The organism is Rhodoplanes azumiensis, assembly GCF_042682915.1.
In the GTDB taxonomy this organism is placed as follows: Bacteria; Pseudomonadota; Alphaproteobacteria; order Rhizobiales; family Xanthobacteraceae; genus Rhodoplanes; species Rhodoplanes azumiensis.
In genome coordinates, this window is record NZ_JBHUIW010000002.1 from 182,847 (window position 1) to 204,460 (window position 21,614).

General features: G+C 69.7%; 19 protein-coding genes and 1 pseudogene. 7 read left to right on the forward strand and 13 right to left on the reverse strand.

Features of this window, described 5'->3' with window-relative positions:
- Position 1 precedes the first annotated feature (1 nt).
- The 3 genes and pseudogenes from ACFSOX_RS02635 to purB form a co-directional block, all read right to left on the reverse strand.
- Positions 2-382, reverse strand: a pseudogene (locus tag ACFSOX_RS02635) (type II toxin-antitoxin system VapC family toxin); the annotation flags it as partial.
- Entirely contained in the window at positions 379-636 is a 258-nt protein-coding gene (locus tag ACFSOX_RS02640) for a type II toxin-antitoxin system Phd/YefM family antitoxin (RefSeq protein ID WP_378476235.1), read from the reverse strand. The gene ACFSOX_RS02640 and the pseudogene ACFSOX_RS02635, both read right to left, overlap by 4 nt.
- A 110-nt stretch (positions 637-746) precedes the next feature.
- Entirely contained in the window at positions 747-2,057 is a 1,311-nt protein-coding gene (gene purB, locus ACFSOX_RS02645; RefSeq protein WP_378476236.1) for an adenylosuccinate lyase, read from the reverse strand.
- Positions 2,058-2,613: 556 nt separating this feature from the next.
- Between purB and ACFSOX_RS02650 the strand changes: the two genes are divergently transcribed.
- Entirely contained in the window at positions 2,614-3,375 is a 762-nt protein-coding gene (locus tag ACFSOX_RS02650; protein WP_378476237.1) for a helix-turn-helix transcriptional regulator, read from the forward strand.
- 165 nt (positions 3,376-3,540) lie between these two features.
- On the forward strand, positions 3,541-4,389 hold the full coding sequence (locus ACFSOX_RS02655) for a helix-turn-helix transcriptional regulator (RefSeq protein ID WP_378476238.1): 849 nt from the start codon (positions 3,541-3,543) through the stop codon (positions 4,387-4,389).
- On the opposite strand, the gene rpe is transcribed toward ACFSOX_RS02655, so the two are convergent.
- Positions 4,390-5,091, reverse strand: coding sequence for a ribulose-phosphate 3-epimerase (rpe, locus tag ACFSOX_RS02660; RefSeq protein ID WP_378476239.1), 702 nt, complete (start codon positions 5,089-5,091; stop codon positions 4,390-4,392).
- A gap of 336 nt (positions 5,092-5,427) precedes the next feature.
- On the opposite strand from rpe, the gene ACFSOX_RS02665 reads away from it, so the two are divergent.
- A complete protein-coding gene (locus ACFSOX_RS02665) occupies positions 5,428-5,979 on the forward strand; it encodes an EF-hand domain-containing protein (protein ID WP_378476240.1) in 552 nt (183 codons plus the stop codon).
- 335 nt (positions 5,980-6,314) lie between these two features.
- Here the strand turns inward: ACFSOX_RS02665 and ACFSOX_RS02670 are convergent, their stop codons facing one another.
- A complete protein-coding gene (locus ACFSOX_RS02670) occupies positions 6,315-7,535 on the reverse strand; it encodes a polysaccharide deacetylase family protein (protein ID WP_378476241.1) in 1,221 nt (406 codons plus the stop codon).
- A gap of 252 nt (positions 7,536-7,787) precedes the next feature.
- On the opposite strand from ACFSOX_RS02670, the gene ACFSOX_RS02675 reads away from it, so the two are divergent.
- The gene (locus tag ACFSOX_RS02675; RefSeq protein WP_378476242.1) at positions 7,788-8,561 is read left to right on the forward strand and encodes an enoyl-CoA hydratase-related protein; all 774 of its coding nucleotides are present in this window, start codon (positions 7,788-7,790) and stop codon (positions 8,559-8,561) included.
- A gap of 13 nt (positions 8,562-8,574) precedes the next feature.
- On the opposite strand, the gene ACFSOX_RS02680 is transcribed toward ACFSOX_RS02675, so the two are convergent.
- Entirely contained in the window at positions 8,575-9,570 is a 996-nt protein-coding gene (locus tag ACFSOX_RS02680) for a P1 family peptidase (protein WP_378476243.1), read from the reverse strand.
- Between the two features lie 128 nt (positions 9,571-9,698).
- Here ACFSOX_RS02680 and ACFSOX_RS02685 point away from each other — a divergent pair, with 128 nt between their 5' ends.
- From ACFSOX_RS02685 to pufA, 3 genes are all read left to right on the forward strand, one after another.
- Positions 9,699-10,442 (forward strand): cytochrome c biogenesis CcdA family protein, encoded by a 744-nt coding sequence (locus ACFSOX_RS02685; RefSeq protein WP_378476244.1) that lies wholly within the window; start codon positions 9,699-9,701, stop codon positions 10,440-10,442.
- A gap of 777 nt (positions 10,443-11,219) precedes the next feature.
- Entirely contained in the window at positions 11,220-11,363 is a 144-nt protein-coding gene (pufB, locus tag ACFSOX_RS02690) for a light-harvesting antenna LH1, beta subunit (protein WP_111358560.1), read from the forward strand.
- Between the two features lie 18 nt (positions 11,364-11,381).
- Entirely contained in the window at positions 11,382-11,558 is a 177-nt protein-coding gene (gene pufA, locus ACFSOX_RS02695) for a light-harvesting antenna LH1, alpha subunit (protein WP_378476245.1), read from the forward strand.
- A gap of 344 nt (positions 11,559-11,902) precedes the next feature.
- Here the strand turns inward: pufA and ACFSOX_RS02700 are convergent, their stop codons facing one another.
- From ACFSOX_RS02700 to ACFSOX_RS02730, 7 genes are all read right to left on the reverse strand, one after another.
- Positions 11,903-14,935, reverse strand: coding sequence for an N-6 DNA methylase (locus tag ACFSOX_RS02700; protein WP_378476246.1), 3,033 nt, complete (start codon positions 14,933-14,935; stop codon positions 11,903-11,905).
- 201 nt (positions 14,936-15,136) lie between these two features.
- The gene (locus tag ACFSOX_RS02705) at positions 15,137-16,303 is read right to left on the reverse strand and encodes a branched-chain amino acid ABC transporter substrate-binding protein (RefSeq protein WP_378476247.1); all 1,167 of its coding nucleotides are present in this window, start codon (positions 16,301-16,303) and stop codon (positions 15,137-15,139) included.
- A gap of 178 nt (positions 16,304-16,481) precedes the next feature.
- Positions 16,482-16,811 carry a DUF6867 family protein gene (locus ACFSOX_RS02710; protein WP_378476248.1) on the reverse strand — a complete coding sequence of 110 codons (330 nt, stop codon included), beginning with the start codon at positions 16,809-16,811 and terminating at the stop codon, positions 16,482-16,484.
- A 91-nt stretch (positions 16,812-16,902) separates the two neighbouring features.
- A complete protein-coding gene (locus tag ACFSOX_RS02715; RefSeq protein WP_378476249.1) occupies positions 16,903-17,649 on the reverse strand; it encodes an ABC transporter ATP-binding protein in 747 nt (248 codons plus the stop codon).
- Positions 17,650-17,904: 255 nt separating this feature from the next.
- Positions 17,905-18,810, reverse strand: coding sequence for an ABC transporter ATP-binding protein (locus ACFSOX_RS02720; protein WP_378476250.1), 906 nt, complete (start codon positions 18,808-18,810; stop codon positions 17,905-17,907).
- Positions 18,810-20,180, reverse strand: a complete 1,371-nt coding sequence (gene livM, locus ACFSOX_RS02725) for a high-affinity branched-chain amino acid ABC transporter permease LivM (RefSeq protein ID WP_378476251.1) — start codon at positions 20,178-20,180, stop codon at positions 18,810-18,812. The genes ACFSOX_RS02720 and livM overlap by 1 nt, the downstream gene beginning before the upstream one ends.
- Before the next feature lie 252 nt (positions 20,181-20,432).
- Entirely contained in the window at positions 20,433-21,350 is a 918-nt protein-coding gene (locus ACFSOX_RS02730) for an ABC transporter permease subunit (RefSeq protein ID WP_378476252.1), read from the reverse strand.
- Positions 21,351-21,614 lie beyond the last annotated feature (264 nt).

Consider the following 21,614-nt stretch of genomic DNA (forward strand, 5'->3'; position numbering starts at 1 on the left):
GAAGGACGCTTTGGACGTCGGTCTTCGAGAAGTCGTCGCCGCTATAGAGCAGGCGGCAGGCGTGCTCCTTGGCCACCTCGTAGGCGAAGCAGTCGCCGAAGTTCAGACCCGCCGGGTGAACCCCTTTGCCGAAGGTACGATGCGCCTCGCCGATCCGCCGCGCCGCCGCGGCCGTGACGGTGACGCCTTCGATGCCCAGGTCATCGAGCAGCCGTTCGATTTCTTCGATGACGCCGTGTCGCGCGGCCACGATGAATGCCTCGGCGACGGTGCCGGCCGAGATGAAGATCGCGTCCTCGGCTTCGAGCGCGGCCTGGCGAGCGTCGGCTTCAGGCTCGTCGAGAGCGATCGCCAGCAGGGCCGACGTGTCGACGACGATCACTTCGGCAGGCCAAAGTCGTTGTAGAGGAAATCCTGGCTTCGCGCGGCGCTCGGCCCGGGCGTCGCCTTGGCGAGGCCGGATGCCCGCACATCCTCCATGACGGCCCGCCGTGCGGCGCGGTCGATCGTCCTCTTGACCGGAACGAGACGCACGGCCGGCTCCCCGTGGCGGGTCGGCACGACCTCCTCGCCGCTTTCGGCGCGGGGTACCAGCGCGGTGAGCTGGCCTTTCGCGTCGGTCACGGACACCCGCACGGTCGATCCTCCTCACCCATCGCGAAATAGGCCGCCGCATGGTCCATTTCAACGTGAAGGCGAGGAGGTTCGGGCGTGTTCCCGTGACGCGCCGTGACGCAGGGCGAATCTCACGCCTTTCCAAAAACCCGTCGGAAGATCGTGTCGACGTGCTTGAGGTGCCAGCCGAGGTCGAACTGGGCCTCGATCTCGGCATCGGACAGCGCCTGGCGCACGTCCGGGTCGGCCTTCAGCAGCCCCATGAAGTCGCTCGACTCGCCGCCCCACACCTTCATGGCGTTGCGCTGGACCCAGGCATAGGAGTCCTCGCGGCTGACGCCCTTCTGGGTCAGCGCGATCAGCACCCGCTGCGAATGGACCAGGCCGCCGAGCCGGTCGAGGTTCTTCTGCATGTTGGCCGGGTAGACCAGGAGCTTGTCGATCAGGCCGGTGAGGCGGACGAGCGCGAAGTCGAGCGTGACGGTGGCGTCGGGGCCGATCATCCGCTCGACCGAGGAGTGGGAGATGTCGCGCTCGTGCCAGAGCGCGACGTTCTCGAGCGCCGGCGTCACATAAGCCCGCACCATGCGGGCGAGGCCGGTGAGGTTCTCCGACAGCACCGGGTTGCGCTTGTGCGGCATCGCCGACGAACCCTTCTGGCCGGCCGAGAAGAACTCCTCGGCCTCCAGCACCTCGGTGCGCTGCAGGTGGCGGATCTCGATCGCCAGCCGCTCGACCGACGAGGCCACGACGCCGAGCGTCGCGAAGAACATGGCGTGGCGGTCGCGCGGGATCACCTGGGTCGAGACGGGCTCGACGGAGAGCCCCATCTTGGCGGCGACGTGCTCCTCCACGCGCGGATCGACCTGGGCGAAGGTGCCGACCGCCCCCGAGATCGCGCAGGTGGCGATCTCCTTGCGGGCGGCCACCAGGCGTGCGCGGGCGCGGGAGAACTCGGCATAGGCGCCGGCGAGCTTGAGGCCGAACGTGGTCGGCTCGGCATGGATGCCGTGTGAGCGCCCGATGGTCGGGGTGAGCTTGTGCTCGAAGGCGCGGCGCTCCAGCGCGGCCAAGAGGCCGTCGAGATCGGCGATCAGGAGGTCGGCGGCACGCGCGAGCTGCACGGCCAGCGTGGTGTCGAGCACGTCGGACGAGGTCATGCCCTGGTGGACGAAGCGCGCCTCCGGCCCGACGATCTCGGCGAGATGGGTGAGGAACGCGATCACGTCGTGCTTCGTCACGCGCTCGATCTCGTCGATGCGGGCGACGTCGAAGACGGCGTCCTTGCCCTTGGCCCAGAGGGTCGCGGCGGCCTCGCGCGGCACCACGCCGAGCTCGGCGAGCGCATCGGCGGCATGCGCCTCGATCTCGAACCAGATGCGGTAGCGGGTCTGCGGATCCCAGATGGCGGCCATCTCGGGGCGGCTGTAACGCGGAATCATGGACGCACTCGCTCGTGTTCGGTCGTTCGGCCCGGCCGACTCGAAAAGGGCGACTCGGGGCGCGTTCGGGTCGGTCCCCGGCGGCGAGGCGGGCTGTAGCAGATCGGTCGGCGGCCGGCCACGGCGACGTCGGGGGGCCTACTCGGGGGCGCGGCCGTGTCCGAAGCCCCGCGGCGTCATCCTCGGGCAGGACGGGCGTGGCGCCGTTCCGGTCGGGAGGAATCATGACGCTCGATCTCAAAGGCGACGCCACGATCGGGCGGGGATCGATCCGTCGGCCCGTGCGGCCGGCCCCGGCTCGCCGATCTCCGGCCGGGGCCCTCGGCCGCACCCTGGGTTCGGGGTGACCGGCCCGGTTGACACCCGGTCGACGGGTCTCGACGAGCGCACCCCCACTTCCGGGGCGGTTCCGGGCGCGATTAGACCCGGCGGTCAGGTGTTTGACCACTTGACACTCTCGATTGTCAATCTAACCTTACATTTGTGGATGTCCGGGGTCGGACTCACCGGCTCCGAGTCGCTCCCACAGGTGCCCGTTCTGATTCGGTGTCGACCCATGGTCATGCTCGCCGCGCCGATCGAGTCGGTGGTGTCGCTGCCCCTTCAGGTGGCGGTGCTCGATCCGGGAGGAATCATCCGGGAGACCAATGCCGGCTGGCGCCGCATGGCGGCCGAGGCCGGCCTGCCGCCGGACGGGGGCCTGGGCCGCGACTTCTTGAACCTGTGCGCGCCCGAGCAGGCGGCCGGCCTGTCGGCCGTGATCGCCGGCCGCTCCGATCTGTTCACCGCCGTCGCACCGTGGCACATGCCGGCCCGCACCCGCTGGGTTCTCACCGTCGGGCTGCCCCTCTCGGCCGCCGCGCCGCGGCGCATCTCGGTGCTGCGCCTCGATCTCTCCGGCCTGCTCCCGCCCGAGCTCGGCTCCCGGATGGTGCGGGCGAGCCATTGCCCGACCGCACTGCCGGTCGACACCCGCGACGCCATCGTGCACGCCGTCGAGCAGACCATCGCCCGCATGCTGACGCGGCCCGCGGCGGAGCCGGCGACGGTTGCCGCGGCGGCGCCGCGCGCCGGCGACGGCGACGCGCACGACGTGATGGCCGGCCTGCCGCGTCGCCAGCGCCAGGTGCTCGCATTGCTTGGCAAAGGCATGAACAACGCCCAGATCGCCGGGGCGCTCGGCATCTCGATGAACACCGCGAAGCTGCACGTCTCGGCCGTGCTGCGCCGGCTCGGTCTCGGCAACCGCATGCAGGCCGTGGCGCTCGGCGCCCGGCTCACGCAAGACCACGGGGAGGCGGCTCTGGCGGCGGAATGACGAGCGACGTGGCCGGCGCGGCGCGCCGGTCGCCCGACGGCCACGATGGTCCGGCGCGCAGAAGGCCTGCCGGGCCGATCGCACATATTGACAATCGACATCGTCAATCAGACGGTACAGCGATCCGATGCTGCCCCGGACTCGCGCTCGCGGGGGGACCAGCCCATGCAGACCGCCTCGGCCCGGCTCGACACGTTGCGGTCCCTCGCCGCCAACGTCACGGTGCTCGACCCCGACGGCACGATCGTCCACACGAATGCGACCTGGCGGGATCCGTCTCCGGTCAATGGCGCGGCGCTGCCCGACGGCGGCCGCGGCCTCAACTATCTGTCGCTCTGCCCGGCCGACCGGGCACGCCGGATCGAGGCGCTGATCGAGGGCGACTGCGACCTTGTCACCAGCGTCTATCCGTGCCGGTCCTTGCGCGACACCCGCTGGATCCTCCTGGTGGCGACGCCGCTCGCCGAGGCCCGGCCGCGCGGCGTCACGCTCCTCCACCTCGACCTGTCGAGCCTGTTGCCGGCCGAGATCGGCCGCGACGGCCTGCGCGCCCTGCATTCGCCCGACGTGGTGCCGGCCGCGACCCTGGAGGCGATCGTCGCCACCATCGAGGACACGATCGTCCGCAGCCTGGTGGCACCCGCCGCCGACGGGATGCCGTCCGCGGGCGACGCCGTCGCGGCGGGAGCCGGCCGGCCGCAGGACGGCTCGGCGTCGAGACCGACGGGCGAGGCGGCGGCGGACGGCGACCGGCTGGCGTCCACGATTCTGCCGGTGCGCGGCGAGGGCGGCGTGTCGGAGGCTGTGTCGATCGTCGATCACCTGCCGCGGCGGCAGCGTCAGGTCTTCGCGCTGCTCGGCGAGGGCCGCAGCAACGGCGAGATCGCCGCCGCGCTCGGCATCTCGACCAACACGGCCAAGCTGCACGTCGCCGCGGTGCTGCGCCGCCTCGGCCTCGACAACCGCATGCAGGCCGTCGCGCTCGCCGCCCGCACCGGCGGCGAGCCGGGGTGATCACACCATCTCGCCGCGGGCCGCGGCGGCGGCGGCGCGGATCGCCGCGATGTTGGCCTTGTAGGCCTCGGGCGTGCGGCCCTTGAACACGGCGGAGCCGGCGACCAGCACGTTGGCGCCCGCCGCCGCGATGCGGCCGGCGTTCTCCGGCGTCACCCCGCCGTCGACCTCGATGTCGATCGGCCGGTCGCCGCACATCGCCCGCAGCCGCCGGATCTTCTCCAGTGCGGCCGGAATGAAGGCCTGGCCGCCGAAGCCCGGATTGACCGACATCACGAGGATCAGGTCGACGTCGTCGACGAGGTGCTCGATCGTGGTCTCCGGCGTGCCCGGATTGAGCGTGACGCCGGCCTTCTTGCCGAGCCTTCGGATCTCCTGCAGCGAGCGGTGGACATGCGGGCCGGCCTCGACATGCACCGTGACGATGTCGGAGCCCGCCTTGACGAACGCCTCGAGATAGGGGTCGCAGGGCGAGATCATCAGATGGACGTCGAAGGTGCGGTCGGTGTGCGGGCGCAGCGCCTTCACGACGTCGGGGCCGATCGTGATGTTGGGGACGAAGTGGCCGTCCATCACGTCGACATGGATCCAGTCGGCGCCGGCCTCCACCACGGCGCGGACCTCCTCGCCGAGGCGGGCGAAATCGGCGGACAGAATCGACGGCGCGATCTTCAGGGGACGATGAGCGAAAGACCGATTCATGGGATCCACAGGGTTCGGCGGTGGCGCGGCGAACGCTCGGATCGCGCCCGCTCGCATCGCGGAAAGGCAATATGTGCTTGTCGCCCAGATCGCGCCGCCGCTCAAGCCGGACGGCTCGGCGCCACCCCGTCGTCCACGGGTCCGGGCGGGCTCGCGCGCCGGGATGCGGCCCGCCACGGTCGGGCGCGGCGCCCGGCAGAAATTTCCCGGGTCGGCCCGCGAGGGCAAGTTTTTCCGGTTCGTTAACGACAGGAACCATTGAAACGGATGGAGAAATCGTCCGGCACGACGCTTGCTGAGGGGGTGTCAGTTGCGATCCGACCAGAGAGACACGCCATGTTCCTCACCGGTTCGGCCCTGTCGGCCCTCGACGTTCTCGACACGCTGAAGAGCCTGTTCGGCTCCAACGCCGCCACGTCTCAACGCGCCGCCGGCCAGTTCTCCGTCGAGGAGGAGGGGGCCGGCAAGACGAAGGCCAAGAAAGCGACGCAGGGGACCGGCGTCGTCTCGTCCGAGACCATGCAGGCGCTGCTCGCCCTGCAGGCCAAGAGCGGCGGCGGCGCGCTCGCGTCGCAGGCCTTCGCCCGCTTCGACAAGGACGGTAGCGGCCGCATCGACAAGACCGAGTTCGACGACATCCTGACGAGCCTCGGCGGTCGCCCGGGCGGCTCCTCGGCGACGTCGCTGTTCGAGACGCTCGACGCCGACGACGACGGCGGCGTGTCGCAGGACGAGCTCACCACGGCGCTGTCGCGTCGCTCGACCGCCGCCGCCTCCGGGCTGCGCAGCGACGCCACCGTGCAGGAGCAGTTCCAGCGCATGCTGCGCCAGCAGCTCGAGATGGTCGCGACCCAGCCGACCGGGGCGGCGGTGAAGCAGCTGATCTGATCAGGTCGGCGGTCTGGAGATCAGCTGCTGGCTTTCCAACGGCCCGATTGTCACCTCTCCCCGGCGGGGAGAGATCGGATCTCGCGCGACCGCGCGAGATCCGCGTGAGGGGGTGCCGTGCTCTCCAACTGACTCCGTAAACCCTCACCCCGCCGCACTTCGCGCGTCGCCCCTCTCCCTCAGGGAGAGGGTCCGGACAGCGGCGTCGCACTCCTCACCATGAGGGGCAAATCCATCCGATTGCGCGTCGGTCGCGCCGACACGAAAAAGCCCCGCCGGAGCGGGGCTTTTTTTATCTTATTACCGAGGCGGCCTGTCGCGCCGGAGGGAAAGCCTCACTGCTCGATGGTGCGCACGACGCTGGAGATCGGGCGGCCGGAGCCGGCGGTCGGCAGCTTCTCGTTCTTGGCGATCATGGCGTCGTACTGCGCCATCGACTGCAGCCCGTTGGTGCCGACCATGTGGACGATCTTGTAGCCGCCCTTCTTCAGCTCGGCGAGCAGCGTCGGGGTGGCGAGCGCGGTGCCGTGCTGGAAGTCGTGCATCAGCACGATGCCCTTGCCGTGCTTCTTCAGCTTGTCCATCACGCGCGCGACGATCTGGTCGGGCTTGCGGATTTTGAAGTCGAAGGAGTCGAGGTCGGTCGAGAAGATCGCCACGTTGCGGTCGCCGAGATAGGCGACGGCCTCGGGCGGATGCTTGAGCTGCGGGAAGCGGAAGAACGGCGCGATCGGCTGGCCGATGGCGGCCTTCACGGCGCTGATGCCCTTCTCGATCTCCTCCTTCTGCTCGTCCGGGGTCTTCTTCGACAGGTCGACATGCGACCAGGTGTGCGAGCCGACCGAGTGGCCGGCCTCGTAGACCTGGCGCAGGATCTCCGGATAGTAGGTCGCGTGCTTGCCGATCGAGAAGAAGACCGCCTTGACGCATTCCTGCTCGAGCGCCTTGAGCACGGCCGGCGTGTTGCCGAGCCACGGCCCGTCGTCGAAGGTCAGCACGACCTCGCCGGGCTGCAGGAAGTCGAACTGCTTGAAGTGCTCGAAGCCGAAGCCCGGGCCGCCCGAGGTGTCGATCTGCACGGTGCGGGAGACGCCGAGCGCGCCTGGATTGTTGCAGGCCGGGCCTTTGACGGCGGCCGGGCCGGCGAGCGGCGGCAGGTTCGGATTGGCGGGCGCGGGGGCCGGCGCGGCGACCGGCTTCGGCGCGGTGGCCGGGGTCGCGGTCGCCGGTGCGGTGCGCGGCATGGCGCCGGCTTGCGCGACGACGATCGGGGCGTCGCCGGACGGCGCCGCCACCGGGCCGAGCGCCTGGCTCACCGCCTGGCTCACCACCGGGCGCGGCTCGGCCGAGGCGACGGCCGTCGTGGCGGCCGACGTCGCGCCTGTCGTCGCGGCCGGGGTCACGGGCGCCGCGGAGGCAGCGGAGGCAGCGGAGGCAGCGGAGGATTGCGTCCCGGCCGGCATCGGCCAGGGCAAGCCCTTCTGAGCAAAAACAATTCCGATCGAGCCGGCGATCGCCACGACGACGAGACCGGCTGCCACTGTGTATGTGCGCATGGCCTGTTCCCCTCTGGCTCGCTCGCCGATAGCCGGATCGGACGTCCCCGTTCCGTCGCTGCGCGACTCAGTCGATCGAGACCCACCTGTGGTTCATGCTATCCGAATTCGTTTACCGATTTCACCTGTTCCGGGCGGAAACACGGCCGCCGGCGCGGGTTTCGGCCGGCTTGCGCGGGATCTGCAACACTCGCCCGGTCCGGCTAGGCCTCGACCGTGGCATCGGCACGGGTCACCGTCAGGGAGGAACGCATGCCGGATTTCAAGGATATCACGGTCGAGACCGGCGACGGGGTCGCCCGCATCACCATCGCGCGACCGGACACGTACAACGCCTTCCGGGCCGAGACCGTCGAGGAGCTGATCGCCGCCTTCACGGCGGCCGGGTGGGACCGCGCGGTCGGCGTGATCGTGCTGACGGGGGCGGGCGACAAGGCGTTCTGCACGGGCGGCGACCAGTCCTCGCACGCGGGCGGCTACGGCGGGCGCGGCACCATCGGGCTGCCGCTGGAGGAGCTGCACACCATCATCCGCGACGTGCCGAAGCCGGTGATCGCGCGGGTCAACGGTTTCGCCATCGGGGGCGGCAACGTGCTGGTCACCTGCTGCGACCTCGCGATCGCCTCCGAGCGCGCCGTGTTCGGTCAGGTCGGCCCAAAAGTCGGCTCGGTCGATCCGGGGTTCGGCACGGCCTTCCTGTCCCGTGTGGTCGGGGAGAAGAAGGCGCGAGAGATCTGGTTCCTGTGCCGGCGCTACACGGCCGCTCAGGCGCTGGAGATGGGGCTCGTCAACGCGGTCGTGCCGCACGACGCGCTCGACGCCGAGGTGGCGCGCTGGTGCGACGAGATTCTGGCGCTGAGCCCGACCGCGCTCGCGCTCGCCAAGCGGGCCTTCAATGCCGACTCGGACTCGATCCGCGGCATCTCGGCGCTCGGCATGCAGGCGGTCGGCCTGTTCTACGAGACCGAGGAGTCGAAGGAGGGCGTCGCCGCCTTCAAGGAGAAGCGCAAGCCGCGCTTCCGGTGAGGTCGCGCGCGATTCACCCCGGAAAACGATCCTTGTAAGCCGGCAGGGCGCCGGGGAAAGGCAGGGCGGTCGCCTCGTAGACGCCGCGGGCGATGGCGCGGGCGACCGTCTGGGCCGCGACGGCGCCGAGCCGGGTCAACCCGAACACCGGATCGGGCAGGGCGACCCGGCCGGTCGCGGCCGCGAACACGATGTCGCCGTCGAGCGGCGTGTGGACCGGGTGGAGGGCGATGGCGAAGCCGTCCTGCGCCATCACGGCGAGGCGCTGCGTCTGCGAGCGGTCGAGGATCGCGTCGGTCGCGACGATCACCAGCGTGGTGTTCTGTCCGGGCATGCCCTTGGTGCGCGGCACGAGCGCCGCCGCCGGCACCCGCTCCGGCAGGCCGTGGCCGCCGTACTCGCCGTCGCGCTCGACCGCGCCGGCCCAGAACCACGGGCCGCCGCCGATCACGGCGCCGCCGCAGGCGTTGACGGCGGCGAGCGCCGCCACGGTCACGCCGTCCTCGGTGACGGCCGAGGCGGAGCCGAGCCCGCCCTTGAGATCGACCGTGGTGGCGCCGAGACCGGCGCCGACACTGCCGAGCGCGAAGGTTTCGGCCGTCGCCGCGGCGGCGGCCGCATAGGCGAGCTCGCGATAGGGCGGGAAGCGTCCCCACGCCTTGTCGCCGCCGGCGAGGAGGTCGAACAGCACGGCGCCCGGGACGATCGGCACCCGCATGGCCCCGACCGCGAAGCCGCGCCCCTGCTCGCGCAAGAAGGCCTGGACGCCGCTCGCCGCGTCGAGCCCGAAGGCGGAGCCGCCCGAGATCACCAGGGCGTCGACCCGCTCGACGGTGCGGCCGAGCGCCAGCAGGTCGGTCTCGCGACTGCCCGGCCCACCGCCGCGCACGTCGCAGGCCGCGACCGCCGCCGCGTCGAACAGCACGCAGGTGACGCCCGACGCGAGCCGCGCGTCGTCGGCGCTGCCGACCATGAGCCCGGCGACGTCGGTGAGCAGGTTCTTGGCCATCCGCGGTCCCTTCGCGATCGTTCTCGGGTCGGCGAGCCGACAGGGATTCGCGTGCGTGGTCAACGGGAGAACGATGCGCGACGGCGGCGGCGCTTGCCTTGCGGGCCGGGCCGGCGCATCACGGCGGCATGACCGACGTCTCCTTCCTGTGGGCCCTCCTGGCCGGCGTGGTGAGCTTTCTCAGCCCCTGCGTGCTGCCGCTGGTGCCGCCCTATCTCGTGTACCTCGCCGGCACCTCGATCGAGCGGGCGGGCGCCGCCGCGCTCGCCGAGGGCGTCCCGGCGCGCGACCGGCGCGGCACCGTCCTGGCGGCGCTCCTGTTCGTCGCCGGCTTCTCGACCGTGTTCGTCGCGCTCGGCGCCAGCGCCAGCGTGATCGGCCGGCTCCTGCGCGCCTATTCGGACGTGCTGTCGATCGTCGCCGGGCTGGTCATCATCGGCATGGGGCTGCATTTCCTCGGCCTCACCCGGGTCGCCTTCCTGATGCGCGAGAAGCGGCCGACCATGGCGCGGCCGGTCGGCCTGTGGGGCGCCTATGTGATGGGGCTCGCCTTCGCGTTCGGCTGGACGCCGTGCATCGGGCCGATCCTGGCGGCGATCCTGGCGGTCGCCGGCACCAAGGAGACGGTGCTGAAGGGCGCCGCGCTGCTCGCCGTCTACTCGGCCGGGCTCGGCCTGCCGTTCCTCCTGGCCGCCTTCGCGGTGGAGCCCTTCGCCGCGCTCCTGGCGCGCTTCAAGCGCCATCTCGGCCTGGTCGAGAAGGGCATGGGCGTCCTGCTGGTGCTCACCGGGCTCGCCTTCCTGCTCGGTCTCGTCAATCAGCTGAGCTTCCTGCTGCTCGAGTGGTTTCCGGTGCTCGGCACCATCGGCTGAGCTGGTCCGGCGCCGTCGTCGCCGTTCGGAGTCGCGCCGGGCCGATGGCCGAATTGTCGATCTCGGCGCGACACATCGCCCGTGCGGCACCGTGTCAGGCAGGCCGAGCAGAGAGGACGCTAGTCCGTCCGGATAGGTTCCGCGCCCGCCGGCCGCCCGCCGTTCCGCTACCGATCGTTGCGCTGCAGCGACTCCGGCCCGGATTACGCTGCCGGCACATATTCGCGCGTCGATACTGCGCCGGGGGATGAGGGGTAGCCGCGGGAAATTACGTATTGCTCCTCGTTGACACTCTTGAATGTAAAGGTAGCATTACACTCGCTTGATCAAAACGACGACGTGAGGCGGTAGAGGATCGAGCCCGGCGCGACGCGAGTCCGGGCTCGACCAGCAAGGGTCCGAGGTGACCGCGATCGGTGCCGGGACGTCCGGCCCATGCGCGCGGCGGGCCGGCCGTCCACGGGGGTGCGCGTGGCGAGTTTCATGCGGGCGACCGGTGGCGGGGCTCGCGACGTGCGGCGGCTCGGGTGACCGGTCGCCGACAGTGGGACACGGATGACGGACTTCAAGTTCAACGAGGACGTGGTCGGCTGGGCGAGGCCATTCGCGCGGTGGCTCAACGACGTCGATTGGAAGGACTCCTGGCGCACGTTCTCGATCCAGTATTCCCCCGATGCTGTCGGGCGGAATGACCGCCGTGGCGCACGCTACGGCAAAACCCGGCATGCGGGGCGTTTGCAGCGACGAACCGCGGCCACCTCAATGGAGGGTATACAGATGGCTGAAAATCGGAGCCTGTCCGGCCTCACCGAGGAGGAGGCGCTCGAGTTCCACGCCCAGTTCAAGACCACCTTCACGGCCTTCATGGTGATCTGCGTCCTCGCCCACGTCCTCGTGTGGGCCTGGAAGCCCTGGTACTGAGCGAGAGGGGAACAGGCTATGTCGAACCCGCAAGACGACTACAAGATCTGGCTGGTCCTCAATCCGTCGACCTGGCTGCCCGTGATCTGGATCGCGGCCCTCGTGGTCGCCATCGCGATCCACGCGCTCGTGCTGACGCACCCGCGTTACAGCCACATGTCGATCGCCGACAAGATCTACGCCGAGAAGAAGTAACACTTCTTCCCGTCTTCGGCGCTTCTCCTCTTTTCGAGGAGCGCGCGCAGGCGGGGGGAGGCGGTTTCCGGACCGTTTCCGCCCGCATCGTCCGGAGGGCTTTTTGCCGTCCAGACGAGGTGACGCGTGGCGCTTCTGCGCTCACGCGTCCGCCCTGCGCCGTCGGGCGGTCGTCGCCGCCCGGATCCGTCGGCTGATTGGTGGTGATGTCCTTACTACCGGATCACGGGTGCCGAAGCACGCTTCGGTGCCCGTTTTCGTTTCGGGACTTGTGCGTTTCGGGACTTGTGCGTTTCGGAAATCGTGAGGGGAGCCGCGTCGTGTCCGGGCCGGCCGCCCGACGGTCATGCGCCGTCGAGCAGACGTGCGACCAGTGCGTCGATGCGTCCGGCGACGCCGGTGTCGATCAAGGCGTCACGTACCAGCTTGCGGGCGCGCTGAAACTTGACGGCGTCCGGCAACGTCACGGCGGCGGCGGCCGTCTCGGCCTCGCGACCAGCGGCAGCCAGCGCGCCATGGACCTCGCTCTCGGCGTCGAACCGCGGGATCGGCAGGTTGAACATCACCTTGTCGAAGTGCCGGGCGCCCCATTGGCCGCGGGCCTGCAGAGCGGCGATGCGCGAGCGCGACGTCTCGCTGTTGAGGATCGCCACGAGATAGTGCGCCTCGTCCTCGGTCGCCGGCGCGGTCCAGTACAGCATGTGATCGATGACCTCGCGGCCGCGAACCACGCAAGCGGCGGGAAGTGTCCCGGCCTTGGCGTAGACCACGCGGAGCGGTGCGATCGGAAACTGGGCGCCGAGCTCGTTGTGATAGTTCCAGCGGCCGGCGAGCGTCATCGTCTCGTGCGCGGCATGAGTGTTCCACGATCGCTCGGCAGCGCTCATCCATGAATGGAGACCGAGAAAACTACGGTTCGCCGCTGCGGCCGCATCCAACACGGTTCCGTCGTTCAGGACAGGTACAACCGCTTCAAAAGGATTGAACACGCGATAAGGGAGGATGCTTTCGCCGAACAGCACCGGGTGGATGAACTCGGCCTCGACGTTCGCTTCGATGGACGGGACATCTTTCCAGGGGGCTTTCTCCTGCGCATAGCGGCGGCTGACGACCCGCGGCGCCGCTCGACTCATCCCGAGCCTGCCAGTCGGTGGACGCTCGACAATGCAAAGCACACGCGGGTACAGGGTCGCGCCGTCGCGGAACGCCGATCGATAAGGCGATCCACCGACGAACCGTCCTTCCGCCGGCTTCGGCGCATTCTCCGCGACAGCCAGGCGCTGATCCGCCACGGCCTCCGAGGCGTCGCGAAAGGGCAGGGTGCCGGAGTAGGCCCGCACCGTCTCGGGCGCCGCTCTGGAGGTCGCGCGGCGGCGGCCGAACACCACGCAGGACGGCACCGGGAACAGCGGTTGAACGCTGTCGTCCATGGTCCAGGCCTCGTCCCAAGCGATGCGTGTCGAGTGAAACGAGCCGCTGCGGAACTTCTCGAACTGGCCGCGCGTCAGCGCGGCGAGCGGCATCACGAAGGCGATCCGTCCACCGGCGCGGAGATAGAGGGCGACGGCCCGCACCGCGAACAGCGCCGCGAGGTCGTTCTGCGTCGCGAACTTGCCGCCGACATGGACGCGCTCGCCCTTGGCGAGATCGCGAAAGCGCCTCTGCAGATCGGCCGACATGTGGCGGAACGCCACCCAGGGCGGATTGCCGACGATGACGTTCGCCCAGCCGGCCCCGAAGGCGAGCGCGAGCGGCCGCGACAGGTTGCGGGCCACATAGGTCCACACCGAATCGCGACCCTGTCGGCACAGCTCGTCGAACACCGCATAGGTCGCGCCCATCTCGATGACGCCTTCGGCCTCGGCCGGCGTGACGTCGCGCTTGTAATGCCGCTCGATCTCCAGCGTGAACACCGGCTCGATCTGCTCGCGCGTCAGCTTCTGCTCGCTGCCCTGCCGCATCTTGGCGACCAGCTTGTCGAACAGCCGGATGTCCTTGCAGAGGATCTCGGGGAATTTCAGCTCGGTGCGGCGGCGGCCGATCATGCCGTTGTCGGCCGCTGCGGCGCCCGGCGGATCCGGAACCTGGATCGCGAGCTCCTTGCCTTTCATCCACGGCTGCGTCGAGAGCTGCATCGCGTCGCCGAGATAGACCGGGATATAGAGGGATTCCGCCCGGATGGCGAGCGAGGGCGCGAGCGCGAGAAGGTAGGTGACGCGGGCGATGATGACAGCGACCGGGTGGATGTCCATCCCGGCGACGTGGTTCGTCACCTCTTCGGCACGCAGGTTCAGCTCGAGCCCTTCTTCCTCGGCGGAGGCGAGGAAGTTGCGGATGGCGTGGAACAGGAACGTCCCCGAGCCGCAGGCCGGATCGAGCACCTTCTGCTCCATCGGCGTCCTCACGGCGTTGCGCACCACCTTCGCGGCCAGCCAGTCGGGTGTGTAGTACTCGCCCAGCCCATGGCGTTGCGCCTGGTCGATAAGGGACTCGTAGAGAACCTTGAGGACGTCGATCTCGACCTCGTCGAGCCGGAAGCGCCGAACATGGGTCAGGATGCGGCGGACCAGATTCTCGCCCTGCGGGCTCGCCACCACCCAGTCGAAGAAATCGCTCTCGACGGCGCCGTAGATGCCGGCCGCCTCGAACGCGGCACCGGACAGCACACGCTTGGGATCGTCGTCACGCAACCCCAGCACGGCGAGCGCGATGGCCTTGGCGACCACCACCAGGAAGGTGTGCTGGAAGAACAACGCGTCGCTTTCCACCTCGCGGCCGTAGACGAGCTTGAGGAGCTGTGCCCAGAGCTGCCGCTTCAGGACGACGGCCGGTTCGGCCTTCAGGCTGTCCCACAGGGCCGCGAGCATCTGGTTCGCGCGGTGGAAGGCGATCGAGTCCTGCCCGAGCTCGGCCCGGATGGTGAGGGCGTCGGGCGGCAGCGAGCTCTTCAGCGCGAGGGCACCGTCGAGCCACGCCAGAAACACGGCCGGCTGTTCCGGATCGAGGCTGATGTCCTTGACCCGGACGAGCGATTCGTCCTGACGCTCGAACACAACCCATTTGAGGCCGTCGGATGCGATGCCGACGAATCGCTCCCCTTCGGCGCGCTCCCGGTCCGCCAGATAGTCCGGCATCCGGCGGACGACGTCGTCCCATTCCTGATCGAGATTGCGCTTCGCCTCGAAGACGGTCCGCCCGATCACCGCGTCGAGGCGGCCGCGGACCTCCGGAACGCGACGCTCGAAATCCAATGCCGCGAGCTCGGCCCCGAACTCCTCGAGCAGCAGCTGGCGGAAATCCGCCTTGACCTCGTCGTGGCCCGGCCGCCCGGCGAGGTGGCGCAAAAGCGCGAGGGTCCGTTCGTTGTCGCGGGGCACGCTCGACTCCCTTTCGGAAGCGAGTGTTACGGTCGGCGCCACGAGCCCGCAAGGTCGCGCTGGGGCCGATTCCGCGCCCGCCCGGAATTTCGGACGCGCTCGACCCTGTCGGGAACGATCGTCCGATCGCCGGAGCGGCCCGACCGGACCGGGCCGCGAGGGCGTCCTTTGGATCCCTCGCGACCCCGTCGTCTTCCGAGGCTACTCCGCCTCGAAATAGGAGAGCTTGCCGTCCGAGCCCTTTTTCCAGACGTAGAGGACGTAGCGGTCCTTCTTCTTGCCGTCGACCAGATAGCCGTCGTTGGAGATGTCGCCCTTCTTGTCGAACGAGAGCGTACCGAGCACGGTGTCGAACGGCTTGCCGGAGGCCAGCACGGCGGCGACCTTCTGCGGGTCGGTCGACTTCGCCTCCTCGATCGCCGCCTTCATGATCTGCACGATGGCGTAGCTGTAGAGCGTGTAGGCCTGCGGCTCGAACCCGCGCTTGCGGAAGGCCTCGACGATCGCCTTGTTCTTCGGGTTGGTGCGCGGATCGGGCGAGAAGGTCATCAGCGTGCCCTCGGCGCCCGGTCCGGCGATCGAGGCGAACTCGTCGTCGGCGAGCCCGTCGCCGCCCATCAGCGGCGCCTTGACGCCCTGGTCGCGCATCTGGCGCAGGATCAGGCCGCCGGTGTCGTGCAGGCCGCCCCAGTAGACGAGGTCGGGATTGGCCGCCTTGAGCTTGGAGACCAGCGCCGTGAAGTCCTTGTCGTCCTTGTTGACGCCCTCGTAGAGCACCTCCTTGATGCCCTTCGCGTTCATCGCCTTGCGGGTCTCGTCGGCGAGGCCCTGGCCGTAGGTCGTCTTGTCGTGGACGACGGCGACGCGCTTGCCCATGAACTTGTCGGCGATGATGGCGCCGGCCATGCCGCCCTGCTGGTCGTCGCGGCCGCAGACGCGGAACATGTTCCACATCTTGCGCTCGGTGATCTTCGGGTTGGTGGCAGCCGGCGTGATCGCCAGCATGCCGTTGTCCTGATAGACCTCGGACGCCGGCATGGTGACGCCGGAGTTGAAGTGGCCGACCACGAACTTGACCCCGTCGGCGGCGAACTTGTTGGCGACCGAGACACCCTCCTTGGGATCGCCGCGGTCGTCGCCGGCCGAGAGCTCGATCTTCTGGCCCATGATGCCGCCGGCCGCGTTGACGTCCTGGACGGCCTGCTCGACGCCCTGCTTGAGCTGCGCCCCGAAGGCGGCGCTGCCGCCCGTCATCGGCCCACCGACGCCCATGCGGATCTGCGCCTGCGCGCCTCCGGTGGCGGCGAGGCCGCCCGCGAGGGCGAGCGCGAGGCCTAATCCGAGGACCTGCGTCCTGGCGTGGATCATCGATCATCCTCCTGCACGGTAGGGGCTGGCCCTGCGGCGCCGCGGCGCCACGGCCGGCACGATGGCCGTATTTGATACGGAATCGCCTTCGAAAGTCATCCGGCAACTCGGCCGCGGGCCGGGCGCCGCCCCGCGGCGCTGTGCCGCGCCGGCGCGGCTCCGGTGCAACGGACCGCCGTCAGTCCGATGCGATCGGCGCGACCAGAAAGCCGTATTGCCGCGCCATCTGGCGCCGTCGCGTCGCGCGGAAACCGGCGAGCGCGATGGCGATCAGGATCGCGGCATCGACTGCATAGAAGTAGGGCGACAGCAGCGTCCCGTCGAACAGCGCGAAATGGACGAAGCGCACCGCCGCGCCGAGCAGCAGCATGGCGAGCGCCGCCATCCACCACGGCCGCCAGGTCAGCGCGATGGCGCGACCCGACAGCCACGCCCCGGCACCGCCGAGCACCAGCGTGACCAGCAGGAACACGCCGAAGGAGTTCTCCTCGTAGAGCAGGCCTTGCATGTCGGACCCCTCGACCTTCAGCTCACGCGGTCGCTCCGGGGCGCGCGCTGCGCGCCGCCTCGGAACGACGGGGACGGGGCTTCGGCATTCCTCAATGCCCCGTCGTCGCCGCCTCGCGGCGGCCGCCTTCGAGATAGGCGGCCTTCACCTCGGGCCGCTCCAGGAGCTCGCGGCCCGAGCCCGTCATGGTGATGGTGCCGTTGACCATCACATAGGCGCGGTGGGCGAGCTTGAGCGCATGGAAGGCGTTCTGCTCGACCAGGAACACGGTGAGGCCACGCGAGCGGTTGAGCTCCTTCACGATGTCGAAGATCGCCTGGGCGATCAGCGGCGCGAGGCCTAGCGAGGGCTCGTCGAGCAGCAGGAGCCGCGGCTTGCTCATCAGGGCGCGGGCGATGGCGAGCATCTGCTGCTCGCCGCCCGACAGCGTGCCGCCGCGCTGGCCGATGCGCTCGGAAAGCCGCGGGAAGAAGGCGAGCACACGGTCGAGCTCGGCCGGATCGGCGTCGCGCCCGGCCGCGACGAGGCCCATTTGGAGATTCTCCATCACCGTCATGCGGCCGAAGATGCGCCGCCCCTCCGGCGACTGGGCGATGCGCAGGCGGGCGATCTCGTGGGTCGGCAGCTGCGTGATGTCGCGGCCGTCGAACAGGATGCGGCCCTCGCGGGCGCGCGGATTGCCGCAGATGGTCATCATCAGGGTCGACTTGCCGGCGCCGTTGGCGCCGATCAGCGTGACGATCTCGCCCTCGTTCACGTCGAGATCGACGCCCTTGAGCGCCATGATGCTCCCGTAGAAGGTCTTCACGCCGCGCACGGCGAGCAGCGGCTCAGCCATGAGACAGATCCTTGTTCTCTCGCGCAGCATCGGCGCGCGCGCACGGCGACCGACCTCTCCCCGCGCGCGGCGCTAAACCTCTCTCCGCACGCGGGGAGAGGTCGGAGTCCGCGCGCAAGCGCGGGCTCCGGGTGAGGGGGCATCGCCGCGAGTCTCTGCGTCGTGGGGGCGCCCCCTCATCCCGACCTTCTCCCCGCACGCGGGGAGAAGGAGCGCGCGCGCTCTGCCTTTCGGACCGACATTCGTGAGCTGTTCTCACAGCCCGACCTCCGCCTCGACCGCCTCGACCTCGTCGTCGGCGACGCCCAGATAGGCGGCGATCACCTTCGGGTCGTTGCGGACCTCCTCGGGCGTGCCGTCGGCGATCTTGACGCCGTAGTCCAGCACGACGACGTGGTCGGAGATCTCCATCACCACCGACATGTCGTGCTCGATCAGCAGCACCGAGGTGTCGTGGCGGTCGCGGATCGCGAGGATCAGGTCGTTGAGGGCGGCGCTCTCGCGCGGATTGAGGCCGGCCGCCGGCTCGTCGAGGCACAGCAGCACCGGGTCCGTGCACATGGCGCGGGCGATCTCGAGCCGCCGCTGCGCGCCGTAGGGCAGGGCCCCGGCCGGCTCGTCGGCGCGGTCGATCAGGCCGGTCAGCTCCAGCCAGTGCTTCGCCTTGTCGACCGCGGCGCGCTCGGCGCGGCCGTAGCCGCCGAGCCCGAGCACGCCCAGCACCGTGAAGCCCGAGGCGCGCATCAGCGGCGCGTGCTGGGCGACCATCAGGTTCTCGAGCACGGTCATGCCGGAGAACAGGCGGATGTTCTGGAACGTGCGGGCGACCTTGGCGTGGCGCGACACCAGATAGTCGGGCATGCGCTCGAGCAGATAGAGGCCGCCGTTCGCGAGCCGGACGTGGCGGTCGCCGCGCCGGGTCAGCGGCTCGAGCACGTCCCACAGCGCGGGCTCGCCGTGCACGACGGCGATGCGGCCCTCGGTCGGCTTGTAGAAGCCGGTGATGCAGTTGAACACCGTGGTCTTGCCGGCGCCGTTCGGGCCGATCAGCGCCGTGATCTCGCCGCGCCGCGCCGTGAAGCCGAGGTCGCCGACGGCGACGAGGCCGCCGAATCGCATGGTGAGGTGCTCGACCTTCAAAAGGGCAGGGGCCGCCGACATCAGCCGTGGCCCTCCTTGACGAGCGATCCAGACACCGCCTTGCGCTCCTTCAGGAACACCGACGGCGAGCGCGTCGAGATCAGGCCGCGCGGCTTCCAGATCATGATCACCACCATGCCGAAGCCGAACAGCAGCATGCGGTACTGGGTCGGGTCGAACTCGCGGCCGAAGATTTCCTTCAGAAAGTCGAGCTCCCGCAACAGCTCGGTGCCGCCGATCATCGCGACCGCCGCGATCGCGACGCCGATCTGCGAGCCCATGCCGCCCAGCACCACGATGGCGACGATGGTGGCCGATTCCATGAAGGTGAAGCTCTCCGGCGAGATGAAGCCCTGCCGGGCGGCGAAGAACGAGCCGGCGAAGCCGCCGAACATGGCGCCGATCGCGAACGCCGTGAGCTTGGTCGTCGTCGTGTCGATGCCGAGCGAGCGGCAGGCGATCTCGTCCTCGCGCAGTGCCTCCCAGGCGCGGCCGATCGGCAGGCGGCGCAGCCGCATCGTCACGAAGGCGGTGAGGAGGGCGAGCGCCAGGATGATGTAGTAGAGGAACATGCCGCGATAGATCGGCGAGAACGGCAGCCCGAACACGGCCGCGAAGCCCTCGCTCGACGCGTTGAACGGGATGCCGAAGAAGGTCGGGCGCGGGATGCCGCCGATGCCGGCGTAGCCGTTGGTCACCGGCACCCAGTTGATCAGCACGAGCCTTATGATCTCGCCGAAGGCGAGCGTCACGATGGCGAGGTAGTCGCCGCGCAGCCGCAGCACCGGGAAGCCGAGCATGATGCCCCAGAACGCCGCGAGGATCCCGGCGAGCGGCAGCAGCGTGAAGAACGAGAAGCCGAACTCCTTCGCCAGCAGCGCATAGGAGTAGGCGCCGACCGCGTAGAAGGCGACGTAGCCGAGATCGAGGAGGCCGGCGAGCCCGACCACGATGTTCAGCCCGAAGCCCAGCATCACGTAGATCAGGATCTGGATGCCGAAATTGTCGATCCACTTCACGGCGCCCTGAAAGCCGGTGAGCCACAGGGCGAGGAAGGGGAAGACGACGACGAAGCCGATCGCGAAGGGCGGGAACCGGCGCGCGACGGCGGCGGCGAGACGGGCGGGCGCACCGCCCCCGACCGGCACGCGCCGGGCGCGGCGCTCGCGCCACGGCGCGATCAGGAGCGTGTTCAGGAGGCTGCCGCCGACCACCATGGCGACCAGCGCGGCGAGCAGCGGCCAGCGCGTTTCGAGCACCAATTCGCCGCGGATGTCCTGCACGGCCTGCAGGCCGATCAGCGGCACGAACACGGCGAGCGCCACGGCGCCCCACACGCTCGCGTCCTTGACGGCGCGCCGCGCCGTCGTGCCGGCTCCCGCGTCACTCATGCTGCGCCTCGTGCGCTTCACCTCTCCCCGCTTGCTGGGAGAGGTCGACGTTCGCGCGTCCAGCACGGACGTCGGGTGAGGGGGCGTCGCCGCGAGTCTCCGCTCCAGGGGAACGCCCCCTCATCCAACTCGCCGCTGCGCGGCGAACCACCTTCTCCCCGCACGCGGGGAGAAGGAAGACTGGCGCGCTGCTCGGAGCCGGCGCGGGACGCGATTCGGCAGTCAGGGTCGGCGACGGAGCCGCAGGCATCGTCACACCTTCTCGACCTCGGGCCGGCCGAGCAGGCCCTGGGGCAGGAAGATCAGCACGATGGCGAGGATCGAGAAGGCGGCGACGTCCTTGTAGTCGATCGAGAAGTAGGCCGACCACATCGTCTCGACGAGGCCGATCAGGAGGCCGCCGATCACCGCGCCCGGCAGCGAGCCGATGCCGCCCAGCACGGCCGCCGTGAACGCCTTCACGCCCGGCGTGAAGCCGTCGGCGAAATTGATGACGCCGTAGTACATCAGGTACATGGTGCCGGCGACGGCGGCGAGCGCGGCGCCGATCACGAAGGTGATCGAGATGGTGCGGTCGACGTCGACGCCGAGCAGCGCCGCCATCTTCTGGTCCTGCTCGCAGGCGCGCTGGGCGCGGCCGAGCGCGGTGCGGGTGACCACCCACCAGAACGCGGCGAGCAGCGCGGCCGTCACCACCCACACCATGATCTGCTTGTAGGACAGGGTGACCTGATACCCGGAGGCGTCCATCAGCACGAACTCGCCGCGCAGGAGCGGCGGGATCGACTTGTTGCGCGGCCCCTGCGCCACCTGGACGAAGTTCGACAGGAAGATCGACATGCCGATCGCCGAGATCAGCGGGGCGAGCCGGAAGGATCCCCGCAAGGGCCGATAGGCGAGCCGCTCGATCGCCCAGTTGAGCACCGAGGTCAGCACCATGGCGACGATCAGCACGATCAGCAGCGCCAGCGTGATCGAGCCGATGCCGATCCACGAGGTGAGCACCAGGAAGGCGATCAGCGCGAAGAAGGCCGACACCATGAAGACGTCGCCATGGGCGAAGTTCACCATGCCGATGATGCCGAACACCATCGTGTAGCCGATGGCGATCAGCCCGTAGATCGAACCGAGCGTGATCCCGTTGATCAGTTGCTGAACGAAGACGTCCATCCGCTGCTGCCGCCCCCCTCGCGCAGATTGACCCTGCCACCTTTAACAGTGGCCCTCAGGCCCGGCAACGCTCGATCGTGTCGCGGGAATTCACCCCCGGCCGCCGGTCGTCGCCGCGCCCGACCGCCTTGCAAGGAGGATGCCCGACGGGACGTTGCTCGCCGCCGCACCGTCATGCGGCGATGCGGCCGGACCACCGGTCCGATCGCGGCCGGACCGGGCCAGGCGAGGGTCGGCGGGGAATCCGAGGGCCGAAAGGTCGAT